Annotated in this window: 23 protein-coding genes and 1 pseudogene; 15 read left to right on the top strand and 9 right to left on the bottom strand. The window is 72.1% G+C overall.

The features are described 5' to 3' along the window. The first annotated feature begins 137 nt into the window (after positions 1-137). The 5 genes from miaB to AC2D9U_RS08605 all read left to right on the top strand — a co-directional run bounded on the left by miaB (position 138) and on the right by AC2D9U_RS08605 (position 4,905). Positions 138-1,553, top strand: coding sequence for a tRNA (N6-isopentenyl adenosine(37)-C2)-methylthiotransferase MiaB (gene miaB / locus AC2D9U_RS08625; protein ID WP_484748066.1), 1,416 nt, complete (start codon positions 138-140; stop codon positions 1,551-1,553). Between the two features lie 68 nt (positions 1,554-1,621). After that, positions 1,622-2,665: a PhoH family protein gene (locus tag AC2D9U_RS08620; RefSeq protein WP_484748371.1), complete on the top strand. Its 1,044-nt coding sequence runs from the start codon at positions 1,622-1,624 to the stop codon at positions 2,663-2,665. A 52-nt stretch (positions 2,666-2,717) separates the two neighbouring features. Then, a complete protein-coding gene (ybeY, locus tag AC2D9U_RS08615; protein WP_484748065.1) occupies positions 2,718-3,155 on the top strand; it encodes an rRNA maturation RNase YbeY in 438 nt (145 codons plus the stop codon). Further along, on the top strand, positions 3,152-4,069 hold the full coding sequence (locus tag AC2D9U_RS08610) for a hemolysin family protein (RefSeq protein ID WP_484748064.1): 918 nt from the start codon (positions 3,152-3,154) through the stop codon (positions 4,067-4,069). Before ybeY ends, AC2D9U_RS08610 begins: the two co-directional genes overlap by 4 nt. Then, positions 4,066-4,905, top strand: a complete 840-nt coding sequence (locus AC2D9U_RS08605) for an isocitrate lyase/PEP mutase family protein (RefSeq protein WP_484748063.1) — start codon at positions 4,066-4,068, stop codon at positions 4,903-4,905. The genes AC2D9U_RS08610 and AC2D9U_RS08605 overlap by 4 nt, the downstream gene beginning before the upstream one ends. 10 nt (positions 4,906-4,915) lie before the next feature. Here AC2D9U_RS08605 and nth read toward each other — a convergent pair whose 3' ends face one another. Beyond that, positions 4,916-5,593 carry an endonuclease III gene (nth, locus tag AC2D9U_RS08600; RefSeq protein ID WP_484748062.1) on the bottom strand — a complete coding sequence of 226 codons (678 nt, stop codon included), beginning with the start codon at positions 5,591-5,593 and terminating at the stop codon, positions 4,916-4,918. A gap of 35 nt (positions 5,594-5,628) precedes the next feature. Between nth and AC2D9U_RS08595 the strand changes: the two genes are divergently transcribed. After that, positions 5,629-6,132: a DUF2244 domain-containing protein gene (locus AC2D9U_RS08595; RefSeq protein WP_484748061.1), complete on the top strand. Its 504-nt coding sequence runs from the start codon at positions 5,629-5,631 to the stop codon at positions 6,130-6,132. Between the two features lie 142 nt (positions 6,133-6,274). On the opposite strand, the gene AC2D9U_RS08590 is transcribed toward AC2D9U_RS08595, so the two are convergent. From AC2D9U_RS08590 to AC2D9U_RS08565, 6 genes are all read right to left on the bottom strand, one after another. Then, positions 6,275-7,489 carry a hypothetical protein gene (locus AC2D9U_RS08590; RefSeq protein WP_484748060.1) on the bottom strand — a complete coding sequence of 405 codons (1,215 nt, stop codon included), beginning with the start codon at positions 7,487-7,489 and terminating at the stop codon, positions 6,275-6,277. Continuing rightward, positions 7,486-8,613 carry a hypothetical protein gene (locus tag AC2D9U_RS08585; RefSeq protein WP_484748059.1) on the bottom strand — a complete coding sequence of 376 codons (1,128 nt, stop codon included), beginning with the start codon at positions 8,611-8,613 and terminating at the stop codon, positions 7,486-7,488. The genes AC2D9U_RS08590 and AC2D9U_RS08585 overlap by 4 nt, the downstream gene beginning before the upstream one ends. Before the next feature lie 65 nt (positions 8,614-8,678). Beyond that, positions 8,679-9,131: a helix-turn-helix domain-containing protein gene (locus AC2D9U_RS08580; RefSeq protein ID WP_484748058.1), complete on the bottom strand. Its 453-nt coding sequence runs from the start codon at positions 9,129-9,131 to the stop codon at positions 8,679-8,681. Between the two features lie 189 nt (positions 9,132-9,320). Further along, the gene (gene lnt / locus AC2D9U_RS08575) at positions 9,321-10,925 is read right to left on the bottom strand and encodes an apolipoprotein N-acyltransferase (RefSeq protein ID WP_484748057.1); all 1,605 of its coding nucleotides are present in this window, start codon (positions 10,923-10,925) and stop codon (positions 9,321-9,323) included. Positions 10,926-10,935: 10 nt separating this feature from the next. After that, on the bottom strand, positions 10,936-11,421 hold the full coding sequence (gene secB / locus AC2D9U_RS08570; protein WP_484748056.1) for a protein-export chaperone SecB: 486 nt from the start codon (positions 11,419-11,421) through the stop codon (positions 10,936-10,938). Positions 11,422-11,639: 218 nt separating this feature from the next. Continuing rightward, positions 11,640-12,197 (bottom strand): histidine phosphatase family protein, encoded by a 558-nt coding sequence (locus AC2D9U_RS08565; RefSeq protein WP_484748055.1) that lies wholly within the window; start codon positions 12,195-12,197, stop codon positions 11,640-11,642. Between the two features lie 141 nt (positions 12,198-12,338). Between AC2D9U_RS08565 and AC2D9U_RS08560 the strand changes: the two genes are divergently transcribed. Next, complete coding sequence (locus AC2D9U_RS08560) at positions 12,339-13,028, top strand: Tim44/TimA family putative adaptor protein (protein ID WP_484748054.1); 690 nt, start codon at positions 12,339-12,341, stop codon at positions 13,026-13,028. Then, a complete protein-coding gene (mltA, locus tag AC2D9U_RS08555; protein WP_484748053.1) occupies positions 13,028-14,119 on the top strand; it encodes a murein transglycosylase A in 1,092 nt (363 codons plus the stop codon). Before AC2D9U_RS08560 ends, mltA begins: the two co-directional genes overlap by 1 nt. A gap of 217 nt (positions 14,120-14,336) precedes the next feature. On the opposite strand, the gene AC2D9U_RS08550 is transcribed toward mltA, so the two are convergent. Continuing rightward, positions 14,337-14,900, bottom strand: coding sequence for a hypothetical protein (locus AC2D9U_RS08550; protein ID WP_484748052.1), 564 nt, complete (start codon positions 14,898-14,900; stop codon positions 14,337-14,339). A gap of 173 nt (positions 14,901-15,073) precedes the next feature. After that, a pseudogene (locus AC2D9U_RS08545) lies at positions 15,074-15,715 on the bottom strand (TerC family protein); the annotation flags it as partial. A gap of 124 nt (positions 15,716-15,839) precedes the next feature. Between AC2D9U_RS08545 and purB the strand changes: the two are divergent. The 7 genes from purB to purQ all read left to right on the top strand — a co-directional run bounded on the left by purB (position 15,840) and on the right by purQ (position 20,391). Further along, positions 15,840-17,174, top strand: coding sequence for an adenylosuccinate lyase (gene purB, locus AC2D9U_RS08540; protein WP_484748051.1), 1,335 nt, complete (start codon positions 15,840-15,842; stop codon positions 17,172-17,174). Between the two features lie 82 nt (positions 17,175-17,256). Continuing rightward, positions 17,257-17,586, top strand: a complete 330-nt coding sequence (locus tag AC2D9U_RS08535) for a hypothetical protein (RefSeq protein WP_484748050.1) — start codon at positions 17,257-17,259, stop codon at positions 17,584-17,586. A 3-nt stretch (positions 17,587-17,589) separates the two neighbouring features. After that, on the top strand, positions 17,590-18,375 hold the full coding sequence (locus tag AC2D9U_RS08530) for an NRDE family protein (RefSeq protein WP_484748049.1): 786 nt from the start codon (positions 17,590-17,592) through the stop codon (positions 18,373-18,375). An 85-nt stretch (positions 18,376-18,460) separates the two neighbouring features. Then, the gene (gene purC / locus AC2D9U_RS08525) at positions 18,461-19,225 is read left to right on the top strand and encodes a phosphoribosylaminoimidazolesuccinocarboxamide synthase (protein ID WP_484748048.1); all 765 of its coding nucleotides are present in this window, start codon (positions 18,461-18,463) and stop codon (positions 19,223-19,225) included. Continuing rightward, positions 19,222-19,461 (top strand): phosphoribosylformylglycinamidine synthase subunit PurS, encoded by a 240-nt coding sequence (purS, locus tag AC2D9U_RS08520; protein WP_484748047.1) that lies wholly within the window; start codon positions 19,222-19,224, stop codon positions 19,459-19,461. The genes purC and purS overlap by 4 nt, the downstream gene beginning before the upstream one ends. 4 nt (positions 19,462-19,465) lie before the next feature. Beyond that, positions 19,466-19,693, top strand: coding sequence for a hypothetical protein (locus AC2D9U_RS08515; protein WP_484748046.1), 228 nt, complete (start codon positions 19,466-19,468; stop codon positions 19,691-19,693). Continuing rightward, a complete protein-coding gene (gene purQ, locus AC2D9U_RS08510; protein WP_484748045.1) occupies positions 19,693-20,391 on the top strand; it encodes a phosphoribosylformylglycinamidine synthase subunit PurQ in 699 nt (232 codons plus the stop codon). Before AC2D9U_RS08515 ends, purQ begins: the two co-directional genes overlap by 1 nt.

Here is a 20,391-nt window from a genome sequence, read left to right as displayed (position 1 = left end):
TGTGGCGAACCTCACCCCCTTCGCGGGGCCGCCGCACCCGGTGAGGCGCTCTTCCGCTTGACCGGGGCGCGGGGCGTCCGCACATCCCTCCGCTCCACCCGCCGGAAATCCGGCGGGGCGGCGGAGTTTCCTCGGCGATGACCACCCCTCCCCCCGGCCCCCCCCGTGCCCCCAAGCGGCTCTTCATCCGCACCTGGGGCTGCCAGATGAACGTCTATGACAGCGCCCGCATGGCCGATGTGCTGGCGCCGCTCGGCTATGCGCCGGCGGAGGCGCCCGAGGGCGCGGACATGGTGCTGCTCAACACCTGCCATATCCGCGAGAAGGCCAGTGAGAAGCTGTTCTCCGAATTGGGCCGGCTGCGCCAGGCCAAGCAGGCGAAGGAGGAAGCGGGCGGGCGCATGATCCTGGCGGTCGCCGGCTGCGTCGCCCAGGCCGAGGGGGCGGAGATCACCGCCCGCGCCCCCTATGTGGACCTCGTACTCGGCCCGCAGACCTATCACCGCCTGCCCGAGATGGTGGCCCGCGCCGCCCGCGCCGCCGGCGCGGTGATCGAGACCGATTTCCCGGCCGAGCAGAAATTCGACCATTTGCCGGACAGCCTCACCCCGCAGGGGGTCACCGCCTTCCTCACCATCCAGGAGGGCTGCGACAAATTCTGCTCCTTCTGCGTCGTGCCCTATACCCGCGGCGCCGAATTCTCCCGCGACGCGGCCGCGGTGATCGCCGAGGCGAAGCGGCTGGTGGCGCAGGGGGCGCGGGAGATCTCGCTGCTCGGCCAGAACGTGAATGCCTGGCATGGCGCGGGGCCGGATGGCCGCGCCTGGACGCTCGGGCGGCTGCTGCGCGAACTGGCCGGGATCGAGGGCCTGGCCCGGCTGCGCTACACCACCAGCCACCCGCGCGACATGGATGACGATCTGATCGCCGCGCATGGCGAAATCCCAGCCCTGATGCCCTTCCTGCATCTGCCGGTGCAGTCGGGCAGCGACCGGGTGCTGCAGGCGATGAATCGCGGCCATACGGCGGATGACTACCGCCGCATCGCCGACCGGCTGCGCGCGGCCCGGCCGGATCTCGCCTTGTCGTCGGACTTCATCGCCGGCCATCCGGGCGAGAGCGCGGCGGATCACGACGCCACGCTGAAGCTGATCGAGGATGTCGGCTTCGCCCAGGCCTTCTCCTTCAAGTATTCCGCCCGCCCCGGCACGCCCGCCGCCGGCGCGCCGCTGCAGGTGGCCGAGGCCGAGCGTGACCGCCGGCTGCAGGAAATCCAGGCGCTGCTGCGCCGGCAGCAGGACGCCTTCAACCAGGCCTGCGTCGGCCGGCGGATCGAGGTGCTGGTCACCGGCGCCGGGCGCGACCCGGGCCAGATCGCCGGGCGCTCGCCCTGGCTGCAGCCGGTGCACGGCCCCGGCGCGCCGGGGCTGGAGGGCCGGGTGGTGCCGGCCCTGGTCACCGCCAGCATGACGAATTCCCTCGCCGTGCGCTTCGAGGGGCAGGAAGCGCCGGGATCCCCCCCAGAACCCCGTCAGGAGATGGCTGCCGCTTGAACAACCCCGCCGCCGCGATCCCCCTCCGCCCGACCGACCCCCGCGCCCCGCGCGGCCTTTCGGCCGATCTGTCGAACCCGCGCGGTGCAGGGGCCATCCCGGCCCAGCGCGCCATCACGCTGCAATTCGACGACAACGCCCTGCTGCCCCTGCTGTATGGGGAGCATGACCGCAACCTCGCCAATATCGAGATGCGGCTGGGCGTGCGGCTCGGCAGCCGGGGCAACAGGCTGACCATCTCGGGCGCGCCGGAACGGACGGAAGTGGCGGAAGCGGCATTGGGGGCGCTGTGGCGCCGTTTGCAGAAAGGACAGCCCGTGGGCACCGCGGAGGTCGAGGCGGCAATGCGCATGGCCGAGGGGGTGGCCGAGGCCGATCCCCGCCTGCCCTTGCAGGATCTGCCGGCGATCCGCACCCGCAAGGGCGCCATCGCGCCGCGCACCCCGGCCCAGGCGGCCTATATCGACATGCTGGCGCGATCCGAGATGGTGTTCGGCGTCGGCCCGGCCGGCACGGGCAAGACCTATCTGGCGGTGGCGCAGGGCGTGGCGCTGCTCCAGGCCGGGCGGGTGGACCGCATCGTGCTCTCGCGCCCCGCGGTCGAGGCCGGGGAGCGGCTGGGCTTCCTGCCCGGCGACATGAAGGAGAAGGTCGATCCCTATCTCCGCCCGCTCTATGACGCGCTGCACGACATGATGCCGGCGGAACAGCTCAAGCGGCGGATGGAGGCGGGGGAGATCGAGGTCGCGCCGCTTGCCTTCATGCGTGGCCGCACGCTCGCGCATTGCTACGCCATCCTGGACGAGGCGCAGAACACCACCGCCGCCCAGATGAAGATGTTCCTCACCCGCATGGGGGAGGGCAGCCGCATGGTCATCACCGGGGATCCGACCCAGGTGGACCTGCCGCCCGGGACCGTCTCGGGGCTGGTCGAGGCGCTGCGCGTGCTGGATGGGGTGCAGGGCATCGCGGTATCGCGCTTTGCGGAAACGGATGTGGTAAGGCATCCGCTGGTGGGCCGGATCGTGGCTGCCTATGGCCGTGCCGACCAGGCGCGCCAGGCGGGACGCGACCGGCGCCAAGGTATGGAGACCGATGGAACCGAGAAGTAGTCGTCCCGGCCGCGCAAAGGCGGCCGGGACCCCCCGGGAGACGGACATCACCGTGGTCCTGGAGGCGCCGGGCTGGCGCGGATGCGTCCGGCAGCCCGAGGCGCTGGCCCGCAAGGCCGCCCGTGCCGCCCTGGCCGAGGCCGGGGCGTGCGGCGCCGTGACGGTGCTGCTGGCCGATGACGCAGCGGTGAAGCGCCTGAACGGGACGCATCGCGCCAAGGCCAAGCCGACCAACGTGCTCTCCTTCCCCGGCGGCGTGCCGGGGCATCTGGGCGACATCGCGCTGGCGCTCGGCGTGGTGCGGCGGGAGGCCCGCGCGGGCGGGCGGCGTGCCGCCGATCATTTCGCGCATCTCGTGGCGCATGGCGCCCTGCACCTGGCCGGCCACGACCACCTGCTGGCCGGCGAGGCGCGGCGCATGGAACAGGCCGAAGCCCGCGTGATGCGCCGGCTCGGACGGCCCAACCCGTGGAAGGGGCAGGGGTCGTGAGCGGCAACGCGGAGAAGCGCAACGGCCTGTTCTGGAAGCTCCAGGGCCTGCTGAAGAAGCGCGAGGCCGAGAGCGTGCGCGACCGCGTCGAGGAACTCCTCGATGGCGGCCGGGAGCGCGGGGAAGCCCCGCTGCTGGCCGATGAGGCCATCACCGGGCTCGACCTGCATGAGCGCGTGCTGCTGCGCAACGTGCTGCGCCTGCGCGACAAGACCGCCTATGACGTGATGGTGCCGCGCGCCGACATCCTGGCGATGCCCGAGGACCTGACGCTGGACCAGGCGATGCGCCACATCCAGAAGGAAGGCCACAGCCGCTACCCGGTCTATCGCGGCAATCTCGACGACATCCAGGGCATGGTCCACATCAAGGATGTCATCGCCGCGGTCGGCCGCGACGACCCGGCCGCCTTCTCGATGAAGGCGATCCTGCGCAAGCCGCTGTTTGTCGTGCCCACCGTGCCGGTGCTGGAATTGCTGCTGCAGATGCGCGCCGCACGCATCCACATGGCGCTGGTGGTGGACGAGTATGGCGGCATCGACGGGCTGGTGACGATCGAGGATCTGGTGGAGACGATCGTCGGCGACATCGCCGACGAGCATGACGAGATCGCCACCGCCACCATCCAGGAAAAGCCAGACGGCACCTACGAACTCGATGCCCGCACCACCGTCGAGGCCTTCGAGCAGAAGCTCGGCCTGGTGCTGACCGATGAGGAGCGCGCGGCCGACATCGACACGGTGGGCGGGCTGGTCTTCACGCTCGCCGGGCGCGTGCCGGCGCGGGGCGAGTTGATCTCCCACCCCTCGGGCCTCGAATTCCGGGTGCTGGACGCCGATCCGCGCCGCATCCGCCGCCTGCGCGTGCGCCGCCCCGGCGCAGCCGATGACGGCAACCGGCAGGCGGCCGAATGACCAACGCCCCCGACAGGTTCAGGGCCATCCTCGCGGGTGAGGCCTGCGTGCATCCCGGCTCGGTCTTCGATGCGCTCTCGGCGCGCGTGGCCAGCGAGTTGGGCTTCGAGACGGCGATCCTGGGTGGATCTTCCGCCTCGCTCGCCGTGCTCGGCGCGCCGGACCACATCGTGCTGACGCTGACCGAACTGGCCGAGCTCGTGCGCCGCATCACCCGCGCGGGGTCGCCGCCGCTGCTGGTCGATGCCGACCATGGCTATGGCAATGCGCTGAACGCGATGCGCACGGTGGAGGAACTCCACGCCGCCGGCGCGGCCGCCGCCACGCTCGAGGATACGCTCCTGCCCCGCCCCTTCGGCGCCGAGAAGCCCGCGCTGGTCAGCGTGGCGGAACTGGCCGGCAAGGTCGCCGCGGCGGTGGCGGCCAGCCCGGGGCTGGTCGTGGTGGGGCGCACGGCGGCCCTGGGCGTGACCGACCTGGATGACGCCATCGCCCGGGCGCGGGCGATGGAGAAGGCGGGGGCGGAGGCGCTGTTCATCACCGGCGTCACGGCGCGCGAGCAGGTGGCGGCGATTCGCGCCGCGACCACGCGCCCGATCATCCTCGGCGGTGCGAAGCCAGGCCTGGGCACGCGCGAGGATTGGGCGCGGCTGGGCGTGCGCCTGGCGCTGCAGGGCCATCTGCCGATCCAGGCGGCGCTGGAGGCGGTGCGCGCCACGCTCGCCGCGCAGCGCGCCGGCCTGCCCGTCACCGGCCTGCCCGATCCGGGCTTCCTGCGTCGCATGACGCGCGAGGCGGCCTATGACGCCGCCATCCGCGACCATCTGGGGGGGTGAGCGGCGGCGCTCACCCCGGCGGGGCGAGCACCTTGCGGCTGTAGTTGCAGTGGGCGAGGGCGACGCAGCGCCAGCATTCCGGCGCGCGCGCCTTGCACACATAGCGCCCGTGCAGGATCAGCCAGTGATGCGCGTCGCGCAGCATCTCCGGCGGGCAGCGCTTCACCAGCCCGTCCTCCACCGCCCGCGTCGTCTTGCCGGGGGCGAGGCCCGTGCGGTTACCCAGGCGGAAGATGTGCGTATCCACCGCCATCGTCTCCTGCCCGAAGGCGATGTTGAGCACGACATTGGCGGTCTTGCGCCCGACGCCGGGCAGCGCCTCCAGCGCGGCGCGGTCGTTCGGCACCTCGCCGCCATGGCGCTCGAGCAGCAGGCGGGAGAGGGCGACCACGTTCTTCGCCTTGCCCTGCCAGAGCCCGATGCGGCGGATGTGGCTGGCCACGCCTTCCTCGCCCAACGCGACCATGGCCGCGGGCGTGGAGGCGACGGGGAAGAGCGTGGCGGTGGCCTTGTTCACCGCGACATCGGTGGTCTGGGCCGAGAGCGCCACCGCGACCAGTAGCGTATAGGCGTCGGTGAAATGCAGTTCGGTCTCCGGCGCCGGGTTGGCGGCGGCCAGGGCGCGCAGGAAGGCCCCGGCCTGGGGGACGGACATGCGGCGGGCGGCGCGGATCGGTGTCGAGGCCATGGCGTAACCGCAGCCCTACCCCATACTATGCCCCCATGTCAGCCAGCACGGACCCGATCCTGTTCGAAGCCATCAGCACCCCGCCGCAGAGCCTCTCGCGGCAGGGGATGATCTGGCTCTGCGCGCTGGCGGTGCCGGCGGCGGGGATCCCGGCGGTGCTCTTCGCGCTGCTCGGCGCCTGGCCGGTGCTGGGCTTCATGGGGCTGGAGGTCGGGGTGGTGCTGGCGCTGGTCGCGCTGCACCGGCGCTGGAGCGCGGCCTCGGTCGAGCGGCTGTGCCTGACGGCGGGGCAGCTGACCATCACCGCCGCCGATGGCCGGGGCGGCCGGCGGCAGGTCGCGCTCGACCCCTATTGGAGCCGGGTGGAACTGCGCGAGGCCACGGGGCTGAGCGCCACGCTCTGGCTGGTCTGCCGGGGCCGGGAGGTGGAGGTCGGCCGCCTGCTGGCCGAGCCCGAGAAGCGCGACCTGGCGGTGGCGCTGGCGGCTGCGCTGCGGCGCTACCGCAACCCGGTCTTCGACAACCCCCAACTCGGCTGAGGGCGGGTCAGGCCCCGGTGATTGCGGGTCGGCCTCCGGCCTGGGTTAGAGCAATATGCGTTCAGATGGGTCGCGGCGCTGCCGCGACGCTGAACGCATTTCTTGCTCTGGATTCAATGATTTCTAGCGCACGCTGCGTTCTTCAGAACGCAGCGTGCGCTAGCAGCCGATCCGCGGCCTCGCGCCCGCCCAGGATCTCGACCAGCCGGGCGAGGTCCACCAGCGTCAGCCCCTGGCTGGCCAGCGCCGCGCGGCCCTGGGTCAGCTGCGCGATGGCGGCGCGGATGGCCTTGTCGTAGCTGTCGGTGGTGCCGATGCGCCGGCAGGCCAGCAGCAGGCGGCGCAGGTCGCGCGCGCGGCTTTCCAGCGCCGTCACCTCCTTCTCCCCCGAATCGCTGCCCAGCCGGGCGAGGGGGCCGAGCAGCTGGCCCTCCAGCGTCGCCAGGAAGGCCTCCCGGCAGGCGAGGTCGGCCTGGTGGCGCAGCTTCTGCAGCCGCTCCCGCCGATCCGGCACGTTGCCGAGCGGCGAGCCTTCCAGGTCCTCGAGCATGTCGGCCAGCGCCGCCACATGCTGCGCCGCCTCATGCGGGTTCTCGGCGTCGAGCGGCGGCAGGCCGGACTCGATCATGCGGTCCAGCGCCCGCCCGGCGACCATCCGCGCCCGCGGGTCCAGCCCGGCGGCGATGCCGGCGATGGAGCCCGGCCGCGGCACCCGCGCCAGCAACAGGGCCAGCGCCGCGGCGAAGACCTCCTCACTGTCCTGGGCCGGGCCAGTGAGGGCGGCGCGGATCAGGGCCTCGGGCGGGTCCTCGGCCTCCTGCACGACATCCCACAACGCCGGGGCATGGCGCCACACGCCGGTGCAGAGCGCCGCGAGGGGGGTGTAGTCCTCGGCGCGCAAGCCGGTCGTGGCGGCCCAGCCCGAAGCCGGGCCGGGCGGCAGGGCGGCGGCGGCGGCGGGCCAGAGCATCCGGCCGAGCCGGGCGACCTCCGCGGCCTCGGCGAAGCTGCGGCCCTGGGCCTCGGCGGCGGTGCGGGCGACCAGCGCGGGGGCGGCGGCCTGCAGGGCCTCGACCAGCCCGGCCAGGGCATGGCGCGGCACCTGGCCGCTGCCCCGCCGCCAGGCGGCCGGGGCGGCGAGCACGGGCTCGATCGGCAGGAAGAGCAGCCGGTTGACGCTGATCGGCCGGGCCGGGCGCAGGCGGCGCAGCCGGGGGCGGACCTGTTCGAGCACGCGGTCGATCTCGGCGCGGCTGGCCAGCGTATCGACCAGCCGCACGATGCGCCCGAGTGCGGCGTCCGAGGCCCCGGCCAGCGCCTGCGCCACCTGGCGCTCGGCAGGGGAGACGCGGGTCAAAGGGCGCTGGCCAGCAGGCGTTCGTTGCGCGCCGCCAAGTCCACCAGGCGGCCATGGCGCCAGTCCCGCTGGGCGCGGACCAGCCGGCGCAGGCGCTGCGGCTGTTCCCAATCGGCCTGCACGCCGCACCAGGCCGCGGTCTCCCGCGGCAGGACGGGCAGCAGCATCGCGGCCTCCCAGGCGGTGCGCAGCCGTTCCTCCGGCTCGGCCTCCTGCCACAGGCCGAGGATCAGCGGCCAGCCATCCAGCAGCCAGTCCAGGCGCGCGGCCTCGGTCGTCAGGGGGGCGGGGTCGGCCTGCCAGCGTCGCAGCAGGCCAAGCATGTCGACCATGCTGGCGTCGAGCTGGTCGAGCAGGGCGGCGCCGCAGCGCAGGGTCAGCCCACAGCCCTCGGTGATCACGGCGCTGATCTGCAGGTCGCGCGCCGCCGGCGTGGCGGCGACCCAGGTGGCGAAGTCGCCCGACATGCGCTCGACCGCGGCCAGCAGGCGGCGGGTGCGCGGCAGCACGGGTTCCTCCGGCACGCCCACATCCTGGAAGGCGGTGGCGATGCCCTCCAGGCTCTGGATCACGTCTTCCGGGCGGCGGCCCAGGGTCTCGGCGGCGCGCAGCACCGCGCGCTTGGCCCGTTGCTGCTGGCTGTCGGGCCGGTCCTGGGCGATGGGCAGGGTGGCCTCGGCGGGGGATTCGGTCTGGCGGACAAGCCGTTGCAGCAACCTGAGGTTGAGACGCATCCGATCCAGCGGCGCCTCGGATTCGGCCTGCTGGGCGGCGCGGATGGCCCGGCGCCCGCCCCAGCCCTCCTGCGCCACCTGCCGCGCCGCGTCCCGGATCGCGCCGGGGGAGAGCGCGGCGCGCGCGGTGAGCAGGGCGAAGAGCCGCTCATCATGCAGGGAGGGCGCGCAGATCTCGGCCAGGGCGGACCAGGAGACGATGTAGTGGCCGCGCCCGCCGCCGATGTTGGAGATCACGAGTTCCATCCCCTTGCGGCTGGCGGGGCGCAGGCGCGCACCGAGCAGCAGGGGCGTGGTGAAGGGCACGGCGACCCCCCGTTCGAGGAAGGTCGTCGGCCGGTAGTCGCCCGAGGCGATGGATTCGAGCTGCGCTGCGAGGTCACCTGCCATGGCGGCAGGATAGCGCCGGGTTTCCTAAGGAAATCCTTTCCCGGGCGCGGCGGCCCGGGGAGGCGTCACTCGGCGGGCGTCAGGCTCTTGATCAGGTCGAAGACGCGCTTGCGGACCGAGGGGTCGGTGATGCGGTAATAGGCGCGCACCAGTTCCAGCGTCTCGCGCCGGTGCAGGGTGTTGTCCTCGAAGCCGTCCTGCGCCTCGGCGAAGCCACCGCCATGGCGGCGGGTGGCGTTGGCGCTGCCGCCCATCTCGCCGGGCATGTCGTCGAAGAAGAAGCCGATCGGCACGTCCAGCACGCGCGAGAGGTCGAACAGCCGGCTGGCGCCGATGCGGTTCACGCCGCGCTCATACTTCTGGACCTGCTGGAAGGTCAGGCCGAGCGCCTCGCCAAGCTTTTCCTGGCTCATGCCGAGCAGGGTGCGGCGCAGGCGGACGCGGCTGCCGACATGCACATCGATCGGGCTCGGGCGATGTTCGCGATCCGCGCGCTCGACCACGTCGTCACTTGCCATGGCCACCACTCCGAACTCCGCTCGCTCGCAATTCCGATGTCATCCACACCGGGTGGCGGCCATCTTGGCCTCGGGTGGCGCCCCGGGGAATGGAGGTACAATGCCCCGGCGCAGGCCTTGGGAGTAGGCGCCCCTCAAGCTTTTGTCAACTCTTTTGATAAATCTCAATAAAGCTTCGCGCGATGCGGATCAGCCCTTCCGGCCGCCTGGGCCGGGCTGCACGCGGCGGTTGGTGCGCCAGAGCAGCGCCGTGGCGGCGACGAGCAGCGCCAGCGGCGCCAGCAGCCCCAGATGGCTGAACACGGTGGGCGCGCCCGGCCGCGGCAGGGGCGCCAGCAGCACCGAGGTCTCGGCGAGTCCGAGGCGCGCCACCTCCCGCCCGCGGCTGTCGAAGACGGCGGAGATGCCGGTCTGCGCCGCGCGCACCAGCGGCAGGCCTTCCTCCACTGCACGCAGCCGGGCCGCGGCCAGATGCTGGTGCGGCCCGGCGGAGATTCCGAACCAAGCGTCGTTGGTGACGTTGAGCAGGAAGCCCGGGCGCGTGGCGGGGGTGACGGCGCCGGGGAAGATGACCTCGTAGCAGATCAGCGGCGAGAAACCCGGCAGGCCCGGGATCTCCACCAGCCGTCGGGCCGGGCCGGCGGTGAAGTCGAAGGCGGACTGGACCAGCCGCACCGGCAGGATGCCGCGGAGCGGCATGTATTCCCCGAAGGGCACCAGATGCACCTTGTCATAGGCGTCGAGCAGCGCGCCCTGCGCGTCCAGGCTTGCCAGGCTGTTCCAAATTTGTGCGGGCCGTCCCGCCGCATCGAATTCCGCGCGCACCGTCCCGGCGAGCAGGACGGCGCCCGGCGGCAGGGGGGCGGTGGCGAGGATGGCGGCTTCGCGGTCATTGGCCAGCAGGAACGGGCTGGCGGTCTCGGGCCAGATGGCGACGATCTTGTTGGCGGGCGCTTCCTGCTCGGCCAGGCGGATGCCGCCACGGGTGAGGTCGATGTAGCGCTGGAAGATCGGGAAGCGGCGGTCCTCGCGCCACTTGGTCTCCTGCGCGATGTTGCCCTGGACCAGCAGCAGGGTGATGGGGAAGGGCTCGGGCTCGGCCGGCCAGAGCCGCACGAGGCCGACCAGCGCGAAGGTGGCCAGCCCGCCAGCCATGCCGAACCAGCCCCGGCGGCCAAGCAGGGGCGCCAGCGCCATCAGCGCGGTGGCCAGCGACAGCCCATGCACCCCGATCACCGCGGCACCCTGGAGCGGGAAACTCGCGAAGGCCCAGACGGTGCCGAGCAGGTTCCAGGGGAAGCCGGTGAAGAGCACGCCGCGCAGCATCTCGGCCGCGACCCAGGCGGTGGCGAAGGCGAGCAGGCGTGGCCAGCCCGGCCGGCCGAGTCGCGCCGCCAGGGCCGGCAGGATGGTGAAGGCGCCGAGCGGCAGGGCCAGCGCCGGCACGGCGATCGGCACCAGCCACCAGAAGCGCTCGACCTCGGTGAGGATGGCGTTGGTCAGCCAGTGCAGCCCGGCGATGTGGAAGCCCCAGCCCCAGGCCAGGCCGATCAGCGCAGCGCGGCGCCGGGTCGGCGCCTCGGTCACCATGATGAACAGGCCCGGCAGGGCCAGCAGCAGCACCGGCAGGGCGTGCACCGGCGGCAGGGCGAGCGCGGCGAAGGCGCCGAGCCCGAAGGCGGTGGCGAGCGCCCGCCAGAAGCCCGGCCCGTCGAGTCGCCGTGTCAGCGCCGCGCGGAAGCGGCCCGGGTCCAGGCGCTGGCGACGCGGCAGGACGACCGGGCGCGTCGCCATCGGGGGAGTGTCAGGCGTTCCCGACGGGCTGCTGACCGCGGCGGCTCTGCCACAGGGCCACGAAGTCGATCGGCGCGAGCATGACGGGCGGGAAGCCGCCATCGCGGGTGACGTCGGCCAGGATGTTGCGCGCGAAGGGGAAGAGCAGGCGCGGGCATTCCACCAGCAGCACGGGCTCCAGCTGTTCCTGCGGCACGTTCACGGTGAAGACGCCGCAATAGGCGAGCTCGGCGATGAAGCAGGCGGTCTCGCCCACCTTGGCGTCGGCGCGGATCTGGAGGGCGACCTCGAAGACATTGGCGCTGCCCGGCACCGGGCGGGCCTGGACGTCGAGCGAGAGGTCCACGCGGGGCTGTTCGCGCAGCGTGACGAAGATCTCGGGCGCGCCGGGGACCTCGAAGGAGAGGTCCTTGGTGTACTGGATGTTGAGCTGCAGCGGCGCCAGCGGCTGGTTCGGCTGGCCGTTGGCGTTGGCGTTGGCGTTCTGGTCGGACATGGCTTCGGTCTCGTCTCGAGCGTTCAGGTGCGCCGGGCTACCACGCGCCCGCCCCACGGGCCAGACGACAACCGACGAAGGCGCAACCACTCGTCACCACCGTGACCCTTCGGGCCGCGAACGCGGCCCCGCGCGCAGGGCAACCGCTGTCACCAATGCCCCAGCGCGTAGGCGCGCAGCCAAGCCGCCGGAGGCGGCGCCCGGCGTCTGAGGGCGTCCTAATGATGCTTCCAGATGACGTCCTCGGGCGCGGGCTCGGTCGGGTCGCAATCATGCCAGGTGCCGTTCTCGACGCTGCGGCCGGTCATCGAGAGGATGAAGCCCCAGTGGGAGACCACCACCGTGTGCTGCCAGTCGTCGAGCGCTGACATCTCGCCCCGGAAGCGCGCGGCGCGGTGCAGCACCTGCTGGGCGGGTTCCTCCTGCGCCGGCCACCAGACCTCCTCCAGATGGTCGAAGTCGAGATGCGGCCATTCCGCGCCCAGCGCGGTGCGCGGGCTGCCGATGTCGCAGGTGAAGGCGTAGCGCTCGCGCACCAGCGGGTTCACCTGCACCTTGAGGCCGAGTCGCCGCGCCAGGGGGGCGGCGGTCTGCAGCGCGCGGCTGTAGGGGGAGGCGATGATGCGCCGGATGTCCCGCTGCGCCAGAGCCTCGGCCGCGCGCTCGGCCTGGGCGTGGCCGAGGGGGGTGAGCTTGGGGTCCTTGATCCCGGGATCGCGTTTGGTCACGCTGAAGACCACATTGAACTCGCTCTGGCCGTGACGCAGCAGGATCATGGCGCGGGGCGCTCCAGGGGGTTGGGGGTGGCAACACGGGCTTCATCCCGGCGCGCTACAGGCAGGTGCGCTTTGGGACGAAACTTGCCGTTGCGGGCGGGGGTCGGCACCCCTAAGTGATGTATCGATGAGGAGTTGTCCATGTCCGGCGGTTTTCCAGTCGATCTGATCCTGTTCGCGATGGTCGCGGCCTTCCTGGTGCTGCGCCTGCGCAGCGTGCTTGGCCGCCGCACGGGCTTCGAGCGTCCGCGGCAGGACAATGTCGTGCCCTTCGACCCGAAATCGGGCGATGCGCGCAGCGGCCGTGCGAACGACCTGCCGGAACTGCCCGCCGCCGGCCCGCAGGCCGGCGCTGCGCGGCGCTTTGTGCCGGATGCCCGCTCGCCGGTCGGCCAGGCGCTGATCCGCATCCGCGGCGTGGACCCGAGCTTCGACCCCAACCCCTTCCTCGACGGGGCCGAGGGCGCCTTCCGCATGATCGTGGACGCCTTCGCCCGTGGCGACCGCGCCACGCTGCGCGCCCTGCTGTCCGATGACACCTATGCCGGCTTCGAGGGCGCGATCACCGCCCGCGAGCAGGCCGGCGAGACGCAGCGCAGCGAAGTCCGCGCCATGCAGGAGATGGGCATCGAGGCCGCGGATCTGCGCGGCACGGTGGCGGATGTCACGGTCCGCTTCGTCAGCGACCAGATCAACCTCACCACGGCGCGCGACGGCTCCATCGCCGCCGGGGCCGAGGCGGTGACCGAGCTGACCGACATCTGGACCTTCCAGCGCGACCTGCGCAGCCAGGACCCGACCTGGCGCCTGGTGGCCACGCGCTCCGCCTGATGCGCCCCTGGCGCGGCCTGTTCGCCGCGCTTCTGCTGGCGTCTCCGGCCCTCGGGCAGGAGTCGCCGGCAAGCCTGCCCGGCTGGGCCGCGGATCGCCAGGCGGAGGCGCTGCCGCCGCTCCTCGCCGCCTGCGCGCGGCTCGCCCTGCCGCCGCCGCCCAACGCACCGCCTTTGCCCCCCAACGCCGCGCCGCTGCCGCCTGGGATGCCGGCGCTATGCGCCGAGGCCGCCGCGATCCCGGCCGGCAACCACGCCGCCGCACGCGCCTTCTTCGAGCGCCGCTTCGTCGCGCGGGCGCAGGGCGAGGGCACGCTCACCGGCTATTTCGAGCCCGAGCTGCGCGGCAGCCTGACCCGCACGCCGCGCCATGTCACGCCGCTCCATGCCCGCCCGCCCGAGCTGGTGGATGCCGACCCGCATGGCAGCCGCGTCGCGGGCGTGATGCGCAACGGGCGGCTGGAGCCCTTCCCCGACCGCGCCGCCATCCAGGCCGGCGCCCTGGCCGGGCGGGGGCTGGAGCTGGTCTGGGTGGATGACCCGATCGACGCCTTCTTCCTGCACATCCAGGGCTCGGGCCGGGTGGTGCTGCCCGATGGGCGGGTGCTGCGGCTGGGCTATGCCGGGCAGAACGGGCATCGCTACCACGCGGTGGGGCGGGACCTGGTGGCGCGCGGCGTGCTGACGCGCGAGCAGGTGAGCCTGCAATCCATCCGCGCCTGGATGGTGCAGGCCGGCCCGGCCGAGGCGCGGGCGCTGATGGCGCGCAACCCGGCCTATATCTTCTTCCGCCCCCTGCCCGATCTGCCGCCCGAGGCAGGGCCGATCGGCACGATGGGTGCGCCGCTCACGCCGATGCGCTCGGTGGCGGTGGACCGGCTGCATGTGCCGCTCGGCCTGCCGGTCTGGGTCGCGGGGACGGACCCGCTGACGGGCGCAGCCCTGCAGCGCCTGACCATCGCGCAGGACACCGGGGGCGCCATCCGCGGCCCCGCCCGCGCCGACCTCTTCACCGGCTGGGGGCGGGAGGCGATGGAACGCGCGGGCCGGATGCGCGAGCCGGCGAGCCTTTTCGTGCTGGTCCCGCGATAGGGTTCGATCCGTCCTGTCGGACGGATCTTCTGCTCCGCAACTCATTGTCTAGAGCAATATGCGTTCAGATGGGTCGCGGCGCTGCCGCGACGCTGAACGCATTTCTTGCTCTAGATTCAATAACTTCTAGAGCACGAGCTGCGTTCATGAGAACGCAGCGTGCTCTACGGGGCAAGAGATCCGATCGGATCGGGCCTGCCTGAGGGCGGAAGTGGCTTCAGCCCGCCCGCGCGGCCTGAGTGATGCCGGTGATGAAGGGCATGGGGTCCACCGGGCGCACCTGGCGCGTCGGCGCGGTCACCTGCACCTTCAGGAAACGCCCGGCCGCCGGGCCGAGGCAGACCAGTGTCGTCATTTCCTGCCGGCCATAGGTACCGGCGAGGCGCGCGCATTGCATCGGCGCGCCGTCGGGCACGGCCAGTTCGGTGCGCTCGCGCTCGGTCATCACCTGGCGGGTGCGCGCCCCGGCGACGGCCATGACCTCACCGAGCGCGGTGTTGAATTCTGCCTCCAGCGCGGCGGCATCCACGGGCCTCTGGCGATCATAGAGGCTGACGGTCGCCACCGCGGCGCGCGCGGGTCCCGCATAGTCCACGGCCACGCCGAGCCCCGGATGAGTCCGTTCGTGCCAGGCCGTATCCCCGCGCGTGAAGCCGGCCATCTCTTCCGGCAGCCTGGCGGCGGCAACCTCCAGGCTGGGCGCCGACGCATTCGTCAGCAGGCCGTCCTGCTCGGTGCAGGCCGCGGCCAGGAAGACGAGGGCGAGCAGCCGCGCGCGCATGGTCAGTTCTCGCGCCGCACCAAGGAGCGTGTCAGCTCCACCACTGCGGTCGCCACGAAGGCGATGACGATCACCTGGAAGACGGTGGCCAGCGCCCACAACCCGATCGGGAAGATCGCAGCGCCGCCGGGCACCGCCATCCAGCCGAAGGGCAGCAGCAGGTAGCCATAGGCCTGCGGCACCACGGTCGCGATCTCGTTCGTGCCTTCCCAGATCATGCTGACGGCGACGTAGAGAATCACGAGCAGGCCGAGCCAGGCGATCCAGCGATGCTTGTCCAGCAGCCGGGCGATCAGCGTCGCGGCCACACCCATCAGCACCACGCTGAAGGCCAGGCCGATGACCATGATGTAGGGATGGTCCTTGGCCGCGCCGGCCACGGCCAGCACGTTGTCCAGGCTCATCGACACGTCGGCGACCAGGATCTGCGTGATCGCCTGGCGCAGCGTCTTGCGCGGCGCGCCATCGGGCGTGGTCTCGCCTTCCAGCGCCAGCTCGCCTTCATGCTGCTCGTCATGGCTGCCGCCGTCGCGCAGTTCGCGATACATCTTCCAGCAGACCCAGAGCAGCAGCACGCCGCCGGCGAAGACGATGCCGACGATGGAGAGAAGCTGCACCGTGATCGAGGCGAACCCGATGCGCATCAGCGTCGCCGCGGCGATGCCCCAGAAGATCGCCTTCTTGCGCTGGTCCGGCGGCAGGCCGGCCGCGGCCATGCCGACGACAATCGCGTTGTCACCCGCGAGGACGATGTCGATGAAAAGAACCTGCCCGAGCGCGATAAGTTCAGGCCCAAAAGATGACAGAAAATCCATGATTGGACGTATCCATTTCCCAGCCGCGGCGACGTTAAAGGGCAGTGACGACCGCCTCTTGTCAACCGCCTTGCTGGCGCGGAAACAGCATCACGCGCCCGCAACCCCAGATGGAAGTTGATCCATGGTTCCCCGTTACAGCCGCCCCGAGATGACGGCGATCTGGTCGCCCGAGGCGCGCTTCCGCATCTGGTTCGAGATCGAGTCCCACGCCGCCGACGCCATGGCGGCGCTGGGCACCATCCCCGAAGCCGCCGCCGCCGCCATCCGCGAGCGGGGTGCCGCGCGCGTGGCGCATATCTCCGCCGCCGATCTCGAGCGCATCGACGCGATCGAGCGCGAGACGCGGCACGACGTGATCGCCTTCCTCACCTGGCTCGGCGAGGGAATCGGGCCCGAGGCGCGCTTCCTGCACCAGGGCATGACGAGTTCCGACGTGCTCGACACCTGCCTCGCCGTGCAGATGGTGCGCGCCGCCGACCTGCTGATCGCCGATCTCGACCTGGTTCTGGCCGCGCTGCGGCGCCGGGCGGAGGAGCATCGCCACACGCCGACCATCGGGCGCAGCCACGGCATCCATGCCGAACCGACCACCTTCGGGCTCAAGCTGCTCGGCCACTACGCCGAATTCGCACGCAACCGGGCGCGGCTGGTGGCGGCGCGGGCCGAGGTCGCGACCTGCGCCATCTCCGGCCCCGTCGGCACCTTCGCCAGCGTCGATCCGCGGGTCGAGGCGCATGTGGCGGCGAAGCTGGGCCTGACGGTGGAGCCCGTCTCCACCCAGGTCATTCCGCGCGACCGGCATGCCGCCTATTTCGCCGCGCTCGGCGTGGTCGCCGCCGGGATCGAGCGCCTGGCGACGGAAGTGCGCCACCTGCAGCGCAGCGAGGTGCGCGAGGCGGAGGAATTCTTCCACGCCGGGCAGAAGGGCTCCTCCGCCATGCCGCACAAGCGCAACCCGGTGCTGAGCGAGAACCTCACCGGCCTCGCGCGGCTCGTGCGCGGCTATGTCACGCCGGCGATGGAGAACGTCGCGCTCTGGCATGAGCGCGACATCAGCCATTCCTCCGTGGAGCGCGTGATCGGCCCCGATGCCACCATCGCGCTGGATTTCGCGCTGATGCGCACGGTGGGGATGATGGAGAAGCTGGTCATCTACCCGGAGCGCATGCGCGCGAACCTGGAGAGCCTCGGCGGCGTGGTGCACAGCCAGAAGGTGCTGCTGGCCCTGACGCAGGCCGGGCTGGCGCGCGAGGCCGCCTATGCCGCCGTGCAGCGCGCCGCCATGGCGACTTGGACGGCGCTGGGCACGCCCGGGGCGCGGGATTTCCGCACCAACCTCCTCGCCGATGCCGAGGTGACGGCGCATCTCGACGCCGCGGCGCTGGATTCGGCGATGGATCCGCGCCGGGACTTCGTCCATGTCGACGCCACCTTCGCGCGCGTGCTGGGCGGGTGAGTGCTCGGGCAAACGTGATCGCGCCTGCCCAGGTCCTGCCACGAAGCGCTGCGAGACTCGCGGTCTGAAGGAGGGCATGGAGATGCCGATTCTGAGCAGGCTGATCGCGGGCGCCGCCCTCGGCCTCGGGCTGCTGGCCGCAGCCCCCGCGCAGGCGGCGCCGGCCGCGCTGCGCCTCGAGGCGCCGGCGGCGGTGCTGCCGGTGGATGGCTGGCGCCACCGTGGCTATGAGCGGCGCCATTGGGGCCCGCCGCGCCACCATTACGGTCCACCGCGCGGCTACTACTACGCGCCGCCGCCCCCGCCCGTGTATTACGCGCCGCCGCCGCGCTTCTACTATCCGCCGCCGCCACCCCGCTACTACTACCCCCCGCCGCCGCCGCCGGGGGTGGGGCTCTATTTCCGCTTCTGAGGCGTGTGCACCGTCATCCTGCTGCGGCGGCCGGGCCATGGCTGGCCGCTCCTGCTCGCGGCCAATCGCGATGAGCGGCTCGACCGCGCCTGGGACCCGCCCGGCCCCTATTGGCCGGGGCTGATCGGCGGGCGGGACCGCACGGCCGGGGGCAGCTGGATGGCGCTCGGCGCCGCGGGCGTCGTCGCCGCCGTATTGAACCGGCCGGGCAGCCTCGGCCCGGCCGCCGGCAAGCGCTCGCGCGGGGAGCTTCCCCTGATGGCCGCCGCCGCGCCCTCGGCCGAGGCCGGCGCGGCGCGCATCGCGGCGCTCGATGGAGGCCTCTGGCGGCCCTTCAACATGGTGGTCGCCGATGCGCGCGACGCCTTCTTCCTGCGCGGACTCGGCGCGGGCGCGCCGGAGGTCGTGCCGCTGGGCGACGGGGTGAGCATGGTCACCGCGCATGACCCCAATGACCTCGCCAGCCCGCGCACGCGCCGGCACCTGCCCCGCTTCCGCGCCGCCCCGCCGCCCGAGCCCGACCGCGGCGATTGGGCCGCGTGGGAGGCGCTGCTGGCCGATGGCACGGTGGGGGAGGCCGGGATCGCCGAGGCGCTGCGCGTGCCGCCCGTGCAGGGCTTCGGCACGGTCTGCGCCAGCCTTCTGGCCCTGGGGGCCGGGGGGGCGCGGGTCTGGCGCTTCTGCCCCGCGCCGCCCCAGATCGGGCCGGGGGCCGCGCCCTTCGCGGATCTGCCCCTCGATCCGGGCGGGAATGCCATGCGTGGCGGGCCAGCGCTTCCCCTGCTATAGCCATTCCCCGTCTCGCGGCCAGGGCCGTGGGACCCCGCGCGCGCCAGATCCCGGCGCGCCCGGTTCGTCGAGGAGTTCCCGCACCATGGCCCGTCGCCGGCAGCTCTACGAGGGCAAGGCCAAGATCCTGTTCGAGGGGCCGGAGCCCGGCACGCTCGTGCAGTACTTCAAGGACGACGCCACCGCCTTCAACGCCCAGAAGAAGGGCACGATCACGGGCAAGGGCGTGCTGAACAACCGCATCAGCGAATACCTGATGATGAAGCTCGCCGAGATCGGCATCCCCACGCATTTCATCCGCCGGCTGAACATGCGCGAGCAGCTGATCCGCGAGGTGGAGATCATCCCGCTCGAGATCGTCATCCGCAACGTCGCGGCCGGCAGCCTCTCGACGCGCCTCGGCATCCAGGAGGGCACGCGGCTGCCGCGCTCGATCCTCGAATACTACTACAAGAACGACGCGCTCGGCGATCCGATGGTCTCGGAGGAGCACATCACCTGCTTCGGCTGGGCCTCGACCCAGGATCTGGACGACATGGTGGCGCTGGCGCTGCGGGTGAACGACTTCCTCACCGGGCTGTTCCTCGGCGTCGGCATCACGCTGGTGGATTTCAAGCTGGAATTCGGCCGGCTGTACGAGAATGACGAGATGCGGATCGTGCTGGCCGATGAGATCAGCCCCGACAACTGCCGCCTCTGGGACGTGAAGACCGGGGAGAAGATGGACAAGGACCGCTTCCGCCGCGATCTCGGCAAGGTCGAGGAGGGCTACCAGGAAGTCGCGAAGCGGCTCGGCATCCTGCCCGAGGCCGGCGTGCGCGACATGAAGGGGCCGGAGACCGTCCAGTGAAGGCCCGTGTGTATGTGATGCCGAAGAACGGCGTGCTGGATCCGCAGGGCAAGGCGATCGGCCATGCGCTGCACACGCTCGGCTTCGCGGGCGTCGAGGAAGTGCGCGCGGGCAAGGTGATCGAGCTCGACCTCGCGGAGACGGATCCCGCGCGCGCGAAGACGCTCGCCGAAGAGATGGCGCGCAAGCTGCTCGCCAACACGGTGATCGAGAGCTTCCGGGTCGAGCTGGTCTAGCGCCATGGTCAAGGTCTCCGTCATCGTCATGCTGGTGCTGACGGTGCTGATCGCCATGGGCCTGCGCTGGCGCGAGCAGCGCGTGCCGGCGGTGGCCCAGGCCAAGCGCCTCAGCCTGCTGGCGCGCGGCAAGAAGGGCCTCGACCGCTGGGTGACGGCAGCCGCGCTGGCGGCGGTCTCCACGCTCGTCGTCGTGGGCGGGCTGCATTGGCTGAAGGTGTGGGTGAACTGATGCAAGCGGTCATCGTCGTCTTCCCGGGCACCAACCGCGAGCGCGACATGGCGATCGCGCTGGAACGCGCGAGCGGGCGCAAGCCGACCATGCTGTTCCACCTCGCCAGCGAATTGCCGGCGGGCACGGATCTGGTCGTGCTGCCGGGCGGGTTCTCGCATGGCGACTACCTGCGCTGCGGCGCAATGGCCGCGCAATCGCCGATCATGGCGGCGGTGCGGGATTTCGCGCAGCGCGGCGGGCATGTGCTGGGCGTGTGCAACGGCTTCCAGATCCTGACCGAGGCCGGGCTGCTGCCGGGGGCGCTGCTGCGCAATGCCGGGCTGCGCTTCCTCTCCATGGATTGCCACCTGCGCGTCGAGCGCGCGGACACGCCCTTCACGGCGCGCTGGCAGAAGGGCGACGTCTTCCGCGCACCGATGGCGCATGGCGACGGCAACTATTTCTGCGATGACGAGACGCTGGCGCGCCTCAAGGGCGAGGGGCTGGTCGCCTTCCGCTACGCGACGCCCGAGGGCGCGATCACCGCGGCCGCCAACCGCAACGGGGCGCGCGACAACATCGCCGGCATCCTCTCGCCCAATCTGCGGGTCTGCGGGCTGATGCCGCATCCCGAGGATCTGGTGGACGACCTCATGGGCGGCACAGATGGCCTGCCCCTGTTCACCTCGCTGGTGGAGTCGCTGGTCGCCGCCTGA

The organism is Roseomonas sp. TF40, assembly GCF_057219975.1.
The sequence above is the reverse complement of the archived record's forward strand: the minus strand, read 5'-3'. Positions and strand labels throughout refer to the sequence as shown.